Raw genomic sequence first — 13,588 nt, forward strand, 5'->3', positions numbered from 1 at the left:
AAAAAGGGCCGATCTTGCGATCAGCCCTTGAAGGGATCTCTGTTTCCCAGATGAAATTCAAAGAGATCCGAGGAGACAACTTGCAAAACGACAGGACGGCACTTGCAAAGCCGGCCTGCCGTAAAAATCACTTCTTCTTGCCAGCCTTGGGAGCAGCGGTTTGGGTCACAGCAGCCAGGTTGGTCTCGGCCATGTCAGTGGCTTGTTTGACGGCTTTTTGCACGGACTCGAAAGCGGTGTTGGCAGCGGTCATGGCACCCTTCATCATGGCCACGGCTTGCTCGGAACCTGCAGGGGCGTTTTGAGCGGCGCTGTCGACCAAGCTGGCGAACTGCTTTTGGGCAGCCGCGGTTTGGGCTTCGAAAGCTTTGGTGAATTCGCTGCCAGTGCCGGACGCGATGTCATACAGGTGGCGGCTGTAAGCAGCGGTTTTTTCAGCCAAAGGCTGGAACAGGTTGGCTTGCATGGCCAGCAGTTCTTGGGCGTCTTTGACGCTCATGGCCGCTTGGGTGTTGTTGGCGGACTCGTCCAGGGCCGCCTTGGCCACGCTCAGGTTCAGTTCGACCATTTTTTCCACGCCTTCGAAGGCTTTGGCGGTCAGGCCAAACAGGGTTTCCACATTGGCTTTTTGCGAGGCAACGATTTGTTCGGGTGTCATCATGAGGGGCTCCAGAGATAGGTTTGGTTTCAAGAAGACTGCGCCGTAACTGGCCGGGGCCGTACAACTTTGTTGCAGTGCAGCATAGTTTGAATTTTAGGGTTTACACCGAGTATTGCAAGGGGATGGGCCTGATCTTGGCTCAGTTTAGAGAGCGTTTTCTAGAATCGCCTTGCTCCTTATCAAACCATGCACGCTTATTACGCCGACCACTTTGTCCTGCCCCTGCCCGAAGGCCACCGCTTTCCGATGCGCAAGTACAGCCGTTTGCGCGACCGCCTGACGCAGGAGCTGCCCGGGGTGTTGATGCGCGAGGCGCCTGCCGCGAGTGATGGCGAGCTGGCGCTGGTGCACACACCCACCTACATCCAGGGCGTGGCCACGGGCTCTTTGGAGGCTGCTTTGCAGCGGGAGATCGGTTTCCCATGGAGCCCGGCCATGGCCGAGCGGGCCCGCCGCTCGGTCGGAGCCACGGTGGCTGCGGCCCGCGATGCGTTGGTGCAGGGCGTGGCCGGCAACCTCGCAGGCGGCACGCACCACGCTTATGCCCACAAAGGGGGCGGCTTTTGTGTGTTCAACGACATCGCCGTGACGGCCCGGCTGATGCAGGCCGAGGCCTGGCGACACCGACGCCAGACACTGAACGTGGCCGTGATCGACCTGGACGTTCACCAAGGCAACGGCACGGCGCACATTTTTGCGAGCGACCCGAGTGTGTTCACCCTGTCTCTGCATGGCGAAAAGAATTTCCCGTTCCGCAAAGAGCCGAGCGATTTGGACGTGGGCCTGCCGGATGGCTGCACCGACGAGCCTTATTTGGCGGCCTTGCACCAGGCCCTGCAATCGCTGCAGGACCGCTTTGACCCCCAACTGGTGATTTACCTGGCCGGGGCCGACCCGCACGAGGGCGACCGACTGGGGCGACTCAAATTGTCGATGGATGGCATGCAGGCCCGCGACAGGGTGGTCATGGATTGGGCTTGGCAGCGCAGGCTGCCGGTGGTGATGTGCATGGGCGGGGGTTACGGCCACGACATCGAGACCACGGTGCAGGTGCAAATGCAGACCTGGGATGTGGCTTTGGGTTATTGGCAACGCTGGCACAATCTCGGGCGATGAATACGCCTGTTTCACCCATCACCAAACCCCAAGCCGACGCCCGCAGCAGCTACAAGGCGTTTCGCCCCATCAGCACGCGTTGGATGGACAACGATGTTTATGGCCATGTGAACAACGTGGTGTATTACAGCTGGTTCGACACCGCTGTGAACGCCACCCTGATCGAGCAGGGCGTGCTCGACATCCATGCGGGCAGCACCATCGGCTTGGTGGTGGAAACCCAGTGTTTTTATTTCGCGCCCTTGGCGTTCCCTCAAACCATCGACGCAGGCATCCGCGTGGCCAAGCTGGGCACCTCCAGCGTTCGCTACGAGGTCGGCCTGTTTGCCCAAGGCGAAGACCTGAGCGCCGCCCGGGGCCACTTCGTGCATGTGTATGTGGACCGTGAAACCCGCCGCCCCGTGCCCCTGCCCACCGCACTCAAAGCATTTTTGGAGACATTGACATGAGCATTTTGGACATCGGACCCCAGGTCAGCACCCGCGTGAACGACCCGGCCAGCGTGGACGCCGCCATCTTGAGCCGCTTCTCGGCCCGTGCCTATTTGCCCAAAGCGGTGGAGCGCAGCGTTTTGCAAGAAGTGCTGAGCGTTGCCGCCCGTTCGCCCAGTGGCACCAACACCCAGCCCTGGAAGGTCTATGTGCTTCAGGGCGCCAAGCGCGACGAGCTGGTGGCCAAGACCTGCGCCGCGCACGACGCCATCAGCGCCAATCCGGCTCTGGCCACTGAATACGCCGAGGCCTATGACTATTACCCCGAAAAATGGGTCAGCCCCTACATCGACCGCCGCCGCGAGTGCGGTTTTGGTTTGTATGGCGTTCTGGGTATCGGCAAGGGCGACAAAGCCATGATGCACGCCCAGCACCAGAAAAACTTCCGCTTTTTTGACGCGCCCGTGGGTTTGATTTTCACCATCGACAAAGTCATGGGCCGTGGCAGTTTGCTCGACTACGGTATGTTCTTGCAAAGCATCATGGTCGCTGCCCGCTCGCGGGGCCTGCACACCTGCCCGCAAGCGGCTTGGAACGGTTTTTCCAAAATCATCTTGCCGCTGGTCGGTGCGGGTGACAACGAAATGGTGGTCTGCGGCATGTCGCTGGGTTATGCCGACGAGTCGGCGCTGGTCAACACCTTCCAGACCACACGGGTACCCGCCCAAGACTTCACCCACTGGGTGGACTGACTTTTTATCTCAACACGCTTCCATAAAGACAAGGGCTTGGTTTGGGATTCGAAGCACTGGCGCTGCAACTGCTCAATGGCCTGAGCCACGCCACCACCTTGTTCTTGATGGCCTCCGGGCTGACGCTGATTTTTGGCGTCACCCGGATCGTCAACTTCGCGCACGGCAGCTTCTTCATGTTGGGCGCTTTATGGTCGGCGCACGCGGTGACGAACTGGTGGCCCGCCATGGCGGACACCGGTTGGGGCTATGGCGCGCTGATCTTGATGGGTGCGTGTGTGGCCGCCTTGCTGGGGGCGTTCACCGAGGTCTTGCTTCTTCAGCGCATGCGCCACGCGCCGCAGCTCTACCAACTGGTGGCCACTTTTGGCCTGACGCTGGCGCTGCACGACGCGATGCGCTGGTTCTTTGGCCCCGAAGAGGTTTTTGCGCCGCGCTTTCCAGGCCTCAAGGGCGCTGTCCAGCTGGGCGAATCGTTTTTCCCGACCTGGCAGCTCTTCACCTTGGCGCTGGGCCCGCTGGTCTGGCTGGGCTTGCACCTTTTGCTCACGCGCACGCTGTGGGGCCAGCGCGTGAAAGCCGCCACCCAAGACCGCGAAATGCTCGATGCGCTGGGTGTGAATCCCGCGCCCTTCATGCTGGGGGTGGTGATGTTGGGCTGCGGCTTGGCGGGCTTGGCCGGGGCGCTGCAGTTGCCACGCGAGCCCGCACATTTGCAAATGGACGTGAATGTGGTGGTCGAGACCTTTGTGGTGGTGGTCACAGGGGGCTTGGGCAGCATTGGCGGGGCTTTTGTAGCGGCGGTGCTCATTGGTGTGATCCACGCTTTGGGCTTGAGCTTTTTCCCGCAAGCGACCTTGGTGCTGGTCTTTTTGACCATGGCGGTGGTGCTGGTCTGGCGGCCGCAGGGCCTGGCCGGGACGGCAGCACATGCTGAGCAGCGCGAAAGCGTGCCGGTGTTTGCGCTGTGGCCTGTGGCGGGCTGGGGCCGGGCGCTGTTTGTGGCGGTGTTTGTGGGCTTGACGCTGCTGGCCTGGGGGCAGGGCGATTACGGCCGCAGCTTGGCCGAAGACGTGATGGTGATGATGCTGTTTGGTCTGAGCCTGCAGTGGATGATGGCATTGGGCGGTCTGGTCAGTTTTGGCCATGCGGCGTTTTTTGCGTTGGGTGCCTATGGTGCGGCGCTGTCGCACCTGCACTGGGGCGCTGGTTTGCCAGCGGCATTGGCCGCGGGCATGGCGCTGGCGATGGCTGTGGCTGTGGCGTTTGGCGCTTTGGTGGTTCGCAGCAGCGGGGTGTACCTGGCCATGCTGTCTCTGGCGCTCGCGCAAATGATTTGGGCGGGGGCCACGCAATGGGTGGCCCTGACGGGAGGCGACAACGGCTTGATTGGCTTGCGTTTGATCCCGTCCGAGTCCAGAGTGCTGTGGGACGCGGCGCTGGGTGTCTTCATGCTTTTGGCTGTGGCGGGCATGGCCCGCGTGGCACGCTCCAGCCGGGGCGCGGCTTTGCAGGCTGTGCGGGATGCGCCGCTGCGCGCAGCGGCCAGCGGTTTGCCGGTGCAGGCTTTGCGCTATCAAGTGTTTGTGGGCAGCGCCACCTTGGCGGGTTTGGCCGGGGGCTTGTGGGCCGCGTTCAAAGGGGCGGTGTTTCCGTCGGTGGCCTCGGTCGCCATGTCAGTGGACGCTTTGCTGGTGATTTTGCTGGGCGGTGTGCACCAGCTGTGGGGCGCGGCTGTCGGCAGTGCGCTCTTGGTCTGGGGTGGGGCTGAGCTGGGGCAGGGCCTGGACTATTGGCGCGGTGTTTTGGGCCTGGTGATCATGCTCGTGATGGTCTTGGCGCCCAGTGGTGTGCTGGGCGGGGTGCAGTCCTTGTTGACAGCTTGGCGTTTGGGTAGCAAGGGGGCATTGGCATGATGCGCGCCGCCTACACCCCAAAATGGATCGCTTCGTGCCTCGCGATGACGATGCAAATGTCATTGCGAGCGAAGCGCGGCAATCCAAGGGCTTGCGCATGAGCCTTCAAACAGTTTTACAGGTCAGGGGTCTGGCCAAATTTTTTGGCGGCGTGCGGGCTCTGGACGGGGTCGACTTTGATGTGTCCGCAGGCCAGTGCGTGGCCCTGATCGGCCCCAACGGCGCGGGCAAGTCGACCTGTTTTGCCTGTCTGGCGGGCCAACAGGTGCCCACCGCAGGAGAGGTCTTGTGGCAAGGCCAGTCGCTGTTGGGCAAACCGCCTGCCGAGCGCCAGCGCTTGGGCGTGGCCCGCACCTTCCAGGTGGCACAAACCTTCGAGGCGCTCACGGTGCTGCAAAACATTCAATTGGTGCTGCGCGGCGCTGTGCCACTGGCCTGGTGGGACCGGCTGGACAGCCGCCAGCCCGAGCGGGCGATGCGGCTCGCCGACCAAGCGGGCTTGCAAGCGCAAGCCCATGTCACCGTGGCCGATTTGCCTTACGGCGCCAAAAAACGCCTGGAGCTGGCCATGGCGCTGGCGGGCTTGCCCAACGCTGTTACTGCTGCTGGGGCCGACCCGTCTGCACAATCAGCGCCGTCCTTGCTGCTGCTGGACGAGCCCGCTGCCGGGCTGGCGCTCGCCGAGCGGGCCGAGATGATGGCGCTGGTGCGCCAAGTGGCTTCGCAAGGCGTGACAGTGCTCTACACCGAGCACAACATGGACGCTGTGTTTGGCGTAGCCGACCGGGTGCTGGTGCTGATGCAAGGCCGCCTGGTGGCCGACGGCCTGCCCGACCTGGTGGCGCAAGACCCTCAGGTGCGCGAGCGCTACCTGGGGATGGATTTCGATCCGAACGCCAACCTGAAACCCGATGCGAAAGGCCAACGCGATGCTCACCGTTGAAGGCCTGAACGCCTGGTATGGCCAAGCCCAGGCCTTGTTTGACGTGAATGTGTCGGTGGGCGAGGGCGAGCTGGTGGTCATTCAGGGCCTGAACGGCGCGGGCAAATCCACCCTGCTGCAAAGCCTGATCGGCATTGGCCCCCGGGTGCAAGGCCGCATCATCTGGCAAAACGAACCCATCCAAACCTGGCCTGCGCACCGCCGCGCCCAGGCGGGCTTGGGTTTTGTGGCCGAAGACCGGCGTTTGTTCACGGCTTTGTCGGTCCAAGAAAACCTGTGGATCGCTGCACCCTCGGGTTCAATCGCTCGGGCCACGACCGCCCAACGCTTTGAGCGCGTGATGGCCTTGTTCCCGCAACTGCAAACCATGCTGCACCGTCCGGCCAGCCAAATGAGCGGGGGCGAGCAGCAAATGCTGGCGCTGGCCCGCACGCTCATGACCGGCCCCCGTTTGCTGCTGCTGGACGAGCCTTGTGAGGGCATTGCCCCGGTGCTGGTGGCGGCCATGCGCGATGCGCTGCTGCAACTGGCCCGCGAAGGCGTGGCCATGCTGGTGGCCGAGCAAAACAACATCTTGGCCCAGCATGCCCAGCGGGTCTTGGTGCTGACGAGTGGGCGCATGGACTTGGCGGCATGAGCCCCGCTTGAGGGGGTGGGCATCCCTTACACTGCCTCACCACAATGAGCGGCCCAAGGCGCCAGAGACAAAACACCATGATCATCACCAGCCTTCTCGACACCGACCTGTACAAATTCACCATGATGCAGGTCGTGCTGCACCAATTTCCGGGGGCGCAGGTCGAATACAAGTTCAAGTGCCGCAATCCGGGTGTGCCTTTGGCGCCATTTGTCAAAGAAATCCGGGAAGAAATTCGCTCTTTGTGCAGCCTGACTTTCAAGGAAGGGGAGCTGCAATACCTGCGATCGCTGCGTTTCATCAAGAGTGACTTTGTCGATTTTCTGGGTCTGTTCAAGCTCAATGAAAAGTCCGTGGTGGTCACAGCGCAGCCCTCCGGTGAGATAGACATCACCATCCAGGGCCCTTGGCTGCACACGATTCTTTTCGAGATCCCCGTGCTGGCCATCGTGAACGAGGTGTATTTCCGCAACACGCAAAAAGTGCCTGATTTGATGGAAGGCCGCCGCCGCCTGGACACCAAGATCGGCCAGCTGCAGGCCCCGGGTCTTGAAACGTTGAAGATCGCCGACTACGGCACACGGCGGCGCTTTTCCCGCGCTTGGCACGAAGAGGTGCTGCGTGTTTTGTCCGCCCGATTGGGCACTGGCCCCACTGGCCAGTTTGCAGGCACCAGCAACGTGTACTACGCCTATTTGCTGGGCCTGACACCCTTGGGCACCATGGCGCACGAGTACCTGCAGGCCTGTCAGGCCTTGGGCCCGCGTTTGCGCGACAGCCAGGTCTTTGCCTTTGAGTCGTGGGCCAAGGAGTACCGGGGCGACCTGGGCATTGCGCTGAGCGATGTGTACGGCTTCAACGCCTTTTTGCGCGACTTTGACCTGTATTTCTGCAAACTGTTTGATGGTGCCCGTCACGACAGTGGCGACCCGTTCAGCTGGGGCGAGCGCATGATTGCCCACTACCAGCACAACCGGGTCGACCCCAAAACCAAGACGCTGATTTTCAGTGACGGGCTGACGATTCCGCGCACGATTGAGCTTTACCAACAGTTCCACGACCGCTGCCAGCTGGCCTTTGGTGTGGGCACCAACCTCACCAACGACTTGGGTTACGAGCCGCTGCAAATCGTCATCAAAATGACCCGTTGCAACGGCCAGCCTGTGGCCAAACTTTCAGACTCGCCAGGCAAGGGCATGTGTGATGATGAAAAATACTTGGCTTACTTGCGTCAGGTGTTTGAGGTCGCACCCGGCAACTGAATCGGGCTCTTTCACCGTTAATATCAGTTTCATTCAATTGGAGATTTGCACCATGAAGCTTTTGGGGACACGATGGACCGCTTGGCTGGCTTTGCCGGCGTTGTTGGCCATGTCTGGGGGGGCTTGGGCCGCCGACTTTGATGGCGCTCAGCTGTCTGTCCTCTGGGGGGTGCCTTTTGCGGGCATTTTGTTGTCGATTGCCTTGATGCCTTTGCTGGTGCCCCATTTCTGGCACCACCATTACGGCAAAGTGGCCGCCGCTTGGGGCTTGGCATTTCTGGTGCCTTTTGCCCTGATGTTCGGTCCTGCAGCGGCTGGCGCCAACATGGTGCACGCCCTGTTTGCCGAATACATTCCCTTCATCATCTTGCTCACGGCCTTGTTCACCGTGTCTGGCGGGATTTACATCCGAGGCAATTTGCACGGCAGCCCGGGCCTGAACACCGCCATCTTGGCCATTGGTGCTTTTTTGGCCAGCTTCATGGGCACCACAGGGGCGTCCATGCTGCTGATTCGTCCCCTCATCCGCGCCAACGACAACCGCAAGCATGTGGCGCATGTGGTGGTGTTTTTCATCTTCATCGTCTCCAACGCCGGTGGCTCCCTGACGCCCTTGGGCGATCCCCCTTTGTTTTTGGGCTTCTTGAAGGGCGTTGACTTCTTCTGGACCATCAAAACCATCTTCCCCGAGACCTTGTTCTTGGTGGGCAGCTTGCTGGCCATCTTCTTTGTCATGGATTCCTGGTTCTACCGCCGTGAAGCTTTGTTGCCACAAGACCCGACGCCCGATTCCAAATCGATTGGTTTTGATGGGGCCATCAACTTCTGGTTGCTGGCCGCGGTGGTGGGCTTGGTGTTGATGAGCGGACTTTGGAAATCGCCAGTGTCTTTCAACATCTACGGCACCGATGTTGGCTTGCCGGGCGTGGTGCGCGATCTGGGTTTGATCGCCGTGACGTTCTTGTCCCTCAAAATCACCCCCTCCAAGGTGCATGAGGACAACCAATTCGGCTGGGCTCCCATGGCCGAAGTGGCCAAACTCTTCGCGGGCATTTTCTTGACCATCATCCCGGTCATCGCCATGCTCAAGGCGGGCGTGAATGGCCCATTCGGCGCAGTGGTTCAAGCGGTGACCCAGCCCGATGGCAGCCCTGATGTGATGATGTACTTCTGGATCACGGGCGCATTGAGTTCGTTCCTCGACAACGCACCCACTTATTTGGTCTTCTTCAACACCGCTGGTGGTGACCCGCAGGTATTGATGACCACACTGGCCCCGACGCTGGCCGCCATTTCTGCTGGTGCCGTGTTCATGGGCGCCAACACCTACATTGGCAATGCGCCCAACCTGATGGTCAAAGCGATTGCCGAAGACCGTGGCGTGAAAATGCCCAGCTTCTTTGGATACATGCTCTGGTCGGGTTGCATTCTGGTGCCCCTGTTTGTCGTCATGAGTCTCATCTGGTTCCGATGATGTCTAAACCTGCCATTTTGGTGGCCCGTGCCATCTTTCCCGAGGTCCTGCAGTCTTTGGCGCAGGTGTTCGACGTCGAGAACAACCAGGCTGACGAGGTCTGGTCTGCCGCAGAACTCACCCGCCGCATGCAGGGCAAAGTGGGGGCGCTCACCACAGGCAGCGAGCGCATCGACGCGGCGCTGCTGCAGGCCAACCCGCAGCTGCGCATCGTGGCCAACATGGCCGTGGGCTTCAATAACTTTGACGTGTCCGCCATGACCGCTGCTGGTGTGCAGGCCAGCAACACGCCCGACGTGCTGACTGAGACCACGGCCGACTTTGGCTTTGCTTTGCTCATGGCCACAGCCCGCCGCGTGACTGAGAGCGAGCATTTCCTGCGTGCGGGCTTGTGGAAAAAGTGGAGCTACGACATGTTTGCCGGTGCCGAGGTACATGGTTCGACCATCGGCATCATCGGCATGGGCCGCATCGGGCAGGGCATTGCCCGTCGCGCAGCCCACGGCTTTGGCATGAATGTGATTTATCACAACCGCTCACGCCTGAGTGCCGAGCTGGAAGCAGAGTGCAAGGCCACTTATGTGTCCAAGCCAGAGCTGCTGCAAACCGCGGACCACGTCATGCTGGTCGTGCCCTACAGTGCCGAGTCGCACCACACCATCGGCGCGGCCGAACTGGCGCAGATGAAGCCGAGCGCGACCTTGGTCAACATTGCTCGCGGCGGCATTGTGGACGATGCGGCGCTGGCTCAAGCCTTGGCTTCAGGGCAAATTGCGGCTGCGGGTCTGGATGTGTTCGAGGGCGAGCCCTCGGTGCACCCCGACTTGTTGAAAGTCTCCAATGTGGTGCTCACGCCTCACATTGCCAGCAGCACGGTCAAAACCCGCAAGGCCATGGCGCAGCTCGCGGCGGACAACTTGGTGGCTTACCTGACCCGTGGCCAGGCCCTCACGCCGCTGAACACTGTGCCAGGCAAGGCCCTATGAGTGAATGGGTGTGGCTGGCGCTGGGTGGGTTGAACCTGCTCGGGCTGTTGGCCCTGTTGTTTCGCGCCAAAGCTGCACCGCTGGCTCAAGAAGACAAGTTGGACGAGCAAGCGGCGTGGCTCCAACAGCAGTTTGCTGCCCTGCAAGCCCAGACTGAGCGCCTGGAGCGCGAGCTGCGCACCGAGATCAGTCAGTCGGGTGTGCAAGGCCGACAAGAGTCCATGCAAACGCTCACGCTGTTCCAGCAATCGCTGCTGCAGCAAAGCGCCGAAGCCACCCGCACCCAAAACCAGCAAATTGACGCACTGGCGCAGCAACTGGCCTTGCTGCAAAAAAGCCTGACCGACAGCCTGGCCCAGCAGGTCAATGCGTTGTCTGAGGCCAACGCCCGCCGCCTGACCGAGATGCGCGGCACCATGGAAACCCAGCTGTCGCAGCTGCAGCAAAGCAACGCCGCTAAGCTCGATGAAATGCGCCAGACGGTCGACGAAAAACTGCAAGCCACCTTGCAAGCCCGCTTGGGCGAGAGCTTCAAACAAGTGGCCGAGCGCCTGGAGCAAGTGCACAAAGGCTTGGGCGAAATGCACAACCTGGCGCAAGGCGTGGGTGACCTCAAGCACCTGCTGACCAACGTCAAAACCCGAGGCATGTTCGGCGAGGCGCAACTGGCCTCGTTGCTCGAACAAGTGCTCACGCCCGAGCAGTACGCGGTGCAAGTGGCCACGCGCCCCGGCGACAAAAACCGGGTGGACTTTGCGATTCGCTTGCCAGGCCGATCCGACAGCGGCCAGCCCGTGTGGCTGCCGATCGACGCGAAGTTTCCCAACGAAGACTACGAGCGCTTGCTCGAAGCCCAAGGCCGTGCGGACCCGGTGCAAGCCGAGTTGTGCGCCAAGGCGCTCGAGACGCGCATCAAGCTCGAAGCCAAGTCGATCGCCGAAAAATACCTGGAGCCACCGCACACCACCGACTTTGCGGTCATGTTCTTGCCCACCGAAGGGCTGTACGCCGAGGTCTTGCGCCGCCCGGGTTTGATGGAAACCCTGCAGCGCGAACACCGCGTGACGCTGGCGGGCCCGACCAACTTGATGGCCATGCTCAACGCCTTGCAAATGGGCTTCAGAACCCTGGCTCTGGAAAAGCGCTCCAGCGAAGTCTGGCAGGTGCTGGGCGCGGTGAAGACCGAGTTTGGCAAGTTTGGCGACGTGCTGGACAAAGTGCGCAACCAGACACAAACCGTGCTCAACACCCTGGACCAAGCCCAGACCCGCAGCAACGTCATGAACCGGGCGCTGCGCCAGGTCGATGCCTTGCCGGAGTCACAGGCGCAAGCGCTCTTGCCAGGTGGCGATGCCTGACCCCAACACCGCGGCATGAAACGTGAACTGACACGGCTGATTGCAGGGCAAATTTGTTTGCACGCCTGCATGGCCGGCATGCGCATGGCCACGCCGCTCTTGGCACTCAAGCAAGGCTACAGCGCCATGGCGGTGGGGGCCTTGTTGGCCCTGTTTGCGCTCACGCAGGTATTTTTGGCATTGCCCGCCGGGCGTTTTGCCGACCGCCATGGCCTCAAAAAACCCCTGCGCATCAGCGTGTTGGTGGCCTGTGTAGGGGCTTCTTTGTCGGTCATCTGGCCGGTTTTTCCGGTCATGTGCCTGAGCGCCTTGGCCACGGGGGGTGCCACGGGCATGGCGGTGATCGCACTGCAGCGCCATGTGGGCCGCATGGCGCACAACCCGGCCGAGTTGCGGGTGGCCTTCAGCTGGTTGTCGATTGGCCCGGCCATTTCCAACTTTTTGGGGCCCGTCTTGGCTGGTTTGCTGATTGACTTTGCCGGACCCGAAGCGGCACACATCCATGGTTTTCAGTGGGCCTTTTTGCTCATGGCCTTGCTGCCGCTGGGCACCTGGTTTTGGGTGCGCTTGGCCAAAGAGCTGCACGCCCCCAAAGTGCTGGACAACGCGGCCCCCCGCAGAGCCCTGGATTTGTTGGCCGAGCCCATGATGCGGCGTTTGTTGGGGGTCAACTGGTTGCTGTCTTCGTGCTGGGATGTGCACACCTTTGTGGTGCCGGTGCTGGGGCACGAGCGGGGTTACAGCGCCTCGGTGGTGGGCACCATCTTGGGCGCGTTTGCCATTGCGGCGACCTTCATTCGGGTGTGTTTGCCTTTCATTTCGCGTCACGTCAAAGAGCACCAGATCATCACCGGGGCCATGGTGTGCACCGCCTTGTTGTTTGGCGCTTATCCCTTTATGCCCAGCCCTTGGGCCATGGGCGCGTGCTCGGTGCTGCTGGGGCTGGTGTTGGGCACGGTGCAGCCCATGATCATGAGCACCTTGCACCAGATCACCCCACAGCATCGGCAAGGTGAGGCGCTGGGCCTGCGCCTGATGACCATCAATGCGTCCAGCGTGCTGATGCCCATGTTGTTTGGCACGGCCGGGGCAGTTGCGGGCGTGGGGCCGGTCTTTTGGGTGGTGGGCGCGGCTGTCGGTCTGGGCGCAAGGGCTGCCTGGCGATTGCGTTCCTCTTAAGCGACCGACAGCTGGTAAAACTTGCAAATCGCCTGCCAGGCGTCTTCAGGGGTGTCCACGTAGTGGAACAGCTGCAGGTCACTCGCAGAGATCGTGCCCTCCTCGATCAACACCTCCATGTTGATCAGCCCTTTCCAGAAGGCGGTGCCAAACAACAAGATGGGCACAGGCCGGGCTTTGCGGGTTTGCACCAGCGTCATGACCTCGAACAACTCATCCAGCGTGCCAAAGCCGCCGGGAAACGCCACCAAGGCCTTGGCCCGCATCATGAAGTGCATTTTGCGCAGCGCGAAGTAGTGGAACTTGAAGCTCAACTCGGGCGTGACATAAGGGTTGGGGTGCTGTTCGTGGGGCAGGGCGATGTTGAGCGCCACCGAAGGCGCCCCCGCCTCTTGCGCCCCCCGGTTGGCTGCCTCCATGATGCCGGGGCCGCCTCCGGTGCAGATGAAGAGCTTTTCATCGTCTGGCAGACAGGAGCAGGCGCGGGCGACCAACTGGGCAAACACACGGGCACTTTCGTAATGCTCGGCGTTGCGCACCAGCGCCTGGGCTTTGGCCAGTTCCTGTGGATTGCCACTTTGCTCCGCTGCCTCAAGCTGGGCTTGGGCCGTGGCCCGGTCCACAAAGCGGGCGCTGCCAAAGACGACCACCGTGTGCTCAATACCGGCTTCGGCCTGGGCCAGATCGGGCTTGAGCATTTCCAGCTGAAAGCGAATGCCCCGGGTTTCGCGTCGCAACAAAAATTCGGGATCGGCAAAGGCCAGTCGATGTGCCTCGGGCTCCAGCCAGTCACTCAGCTTGGTTTGCGCCTGCAAGTCGGCCCAAGCGTGAGGCAGAGAAGAGTCTTTCAGGTTTTGAGTGCTTTGCATGAAG

The 13,588-nt window shown here is 61.3% G+C and carries 13 protein-coding genes; 11 read left to right on the forward strand and 2 right to left on the reverse strand.

Annotated features, from left to right (window positions below; translation table 11 throughout):
- Nucleotides 1-127: 127 nt before the first annotated feature.
- On the reverse strand, nucleotides 128-661 hold the full coding sequence (locus L63ED372_RS05335) for a phasin family protein (protein ID WP_062404111.1): 534 nt from the start codon (nucleotides 659-661) through the stop codon (nucleotides 128-130).
- Between the two features lie 186 nt (nucleotides 662-847).
- Between L63ED372_RS05335 and L63ED372_RS05340 the strand changes: the two genes are divergently transcribed.
- The 11 genes from L63ED372_RS05340 to L63ED372_RS05390 all read left to right on the forward strand — a co-directional run bounded on the left by L63ED372_RS05340 (nucleotide 848) and on the right by L63ED372_RS05390 (nucleotide 12,715).
- Nucleotides 848-1,777: a histone deacetylase family protein gene (locus L63ED372_RS05340; protein ID WP_062404113.1), complete on the forward strand. Its 930-nt coding sequence runs from the start codon at nucleotides 848-850 to the stop codon at nucleotides 1,775-1,777.
- The gene (locus L63ED372_RS05345) at nucleotides 1,774-2,226 is read left to right on the forward strand and encodes an acyl-CoA thioesterase (RefSeq protein ID WP_062404115.1); all 453 of its coding nucleotides are present in this window, start codon (nucleotides 1,774-1,776) and stop codon (nucleotides 2,224-2,226) included. The genes L63ED372_RS05340 and L63ED372_RS05345 overlap by 4 nt, the downstream gene beginning before the upstream one ends.
- A complete protein-coding gene (locus L63ED372_RS05350) occupies nucleotides 2,223-2,960 on the forward strand; it encodes a nitroreductase (protein ID WP_062404117.1) in 738 nt (245 codons plus the stop codon). The genes L63ED372_RS05345 and L63ED372_RS05350 overlap by 4 nt, the downstream gene beginning before the upstream one ends.
- 41 nt (nucleotides 2,961-3,001) lie before the next feature.
- Nucleotides 3,002-4,876: an ABC transporter permease gene (locus L63ED372_RS05355; RefSeq protein WP_062404119.1), complete on the forward strand. Its 1,875-nt coding sequence runs from the start codon at nucleotides 3,002-3,004 to the stop codon at nucleotides 4,874-4,876.
- Between the two features lie 97 nt (nucleotides 4,877-4,973).
- Nucleotides 4,974-5,819 (forward strand): ABC transporter ATP-binding protein, encoded by an 846-nt coding sequence (locus L63ED372_RS05360; RefSeq protein ID WP_062407667.1) that lies wholly within the window; start codon nucleotides 4,974-4,976, stop codon nucleotides 5,817-5,819.
- Nucleotides 5,806-6,456 carry an ABC transporter ATP-binding protein gene (locus tag L63ED372_RS05365; protein ID WP_062407669.1) on the forward strand — a complete coding sequence of 217 codons (651 nt, stop codon included), beginning with the start codon at nucleotides 5,806-5,808 and terminating at the stop codon, nucleotides 6,454-6,456. Before L63ED372_RS05360 ends, L63ED372_RS05365 begins: the two co-directional genes overlap by 14 nt.
- A gap of 77 nt (nucleotides 6,457-6,533) precedes the next feature.
- On the forward strand, nucleotides 6,534-7,718 hold the full coding sequence (pncB, locus tag L63ED372_RS05370) for a nicotinate phosphoribosyltransferase (RefSeq protein ID WP_062407671.1): 1,185 nt from the start codon (nucleotides 6,534-6,536) through the stop codon (nucleotides 7,716-7,718).
- A 52-nt stretch (nucleotides 7,719-7,770) separates the two neighbouring features.
- Nucleotides 7,771-9,192: a sodium:proton antiporter gene (locus L63ED372_RS05375; protein WP_062404121.1), complete on the forward strand. Its 1,422-nt coding sequence runs from the start codon at nucleotides 7,771-7,773 to the stop codon at nucleotides 9,190-9,192.
- Entirely contained in the window at nucleotides 9,192-10,178 is a 987-nt protein-coding gene (locus L63ED372_RS05380; RefSeq protein WP_062407673.1) for a 2-hydroxyacid dehydrogenase, read from the forward strand. Before L63ED372_RS05375 ends, L63ED372_RS05380 begins: the two co-directional genes overlap by 1 nt.
- The gene (locus L63ED372_RS05385; RefSeq protein ID WP_062404123.1) at nucleotides 10,175-11,536 is read left to right on the forward strand and encodes a DNA recombination protein RmuC; all 1,362 of its coding nucleotides are present in this window, start codon (nucleotides 10,175-10,177) and stop codon (nucleotides 11,534-11,536) included. The genes L63ED372_RS05380 and L63ED372_RS05385 overlap by 4 nt, the downstream gene beginning before the upstream one ends.
- Nucleotides 11,537-11,551: 15 nt before the next feature.
- Nucleotides 11,552-12,715, forward strand: a complete 1,164-nt coding sequence (locus L63ED372_RS05390) for an MFS transporter (protein WP_062404125.1) — start codon at nucleotides 11,552-11,554, stop codon at nucleotides 12,713-12,715.
- On the opposite strand, the gene L63ED372_RS05395 is transcribed toward L63ED372_RS05390, so the two are convergent.
- Entirely contained in the window at nucleotides 12,712-13,584 is an 873-nt protein-coding gene (locus L63ED372_RS05395; protein ID WP_062407676.1) for a TIGR00730 family Rossman fold protein, read from the reverse strand. The two genes, L63ED372_RS05390 and L63ED372_RS05395, sit on opposite strands and share 4 nt — an antisense overlap.
- Nucleotides 13,585-13,588 lie beyond the last annotated feature (4 nt).

It is taken from the genome of Limnohabitans sp. 63ED37-2 (assembly GCF_001412535.1).
Taxonomy (GTDB): domain Bacteria; phylum Pseudomonadota; class Gammaproteobacteria; order Burkholderiales; family Burkholderiaceae_C; genus Limnohabitans_A.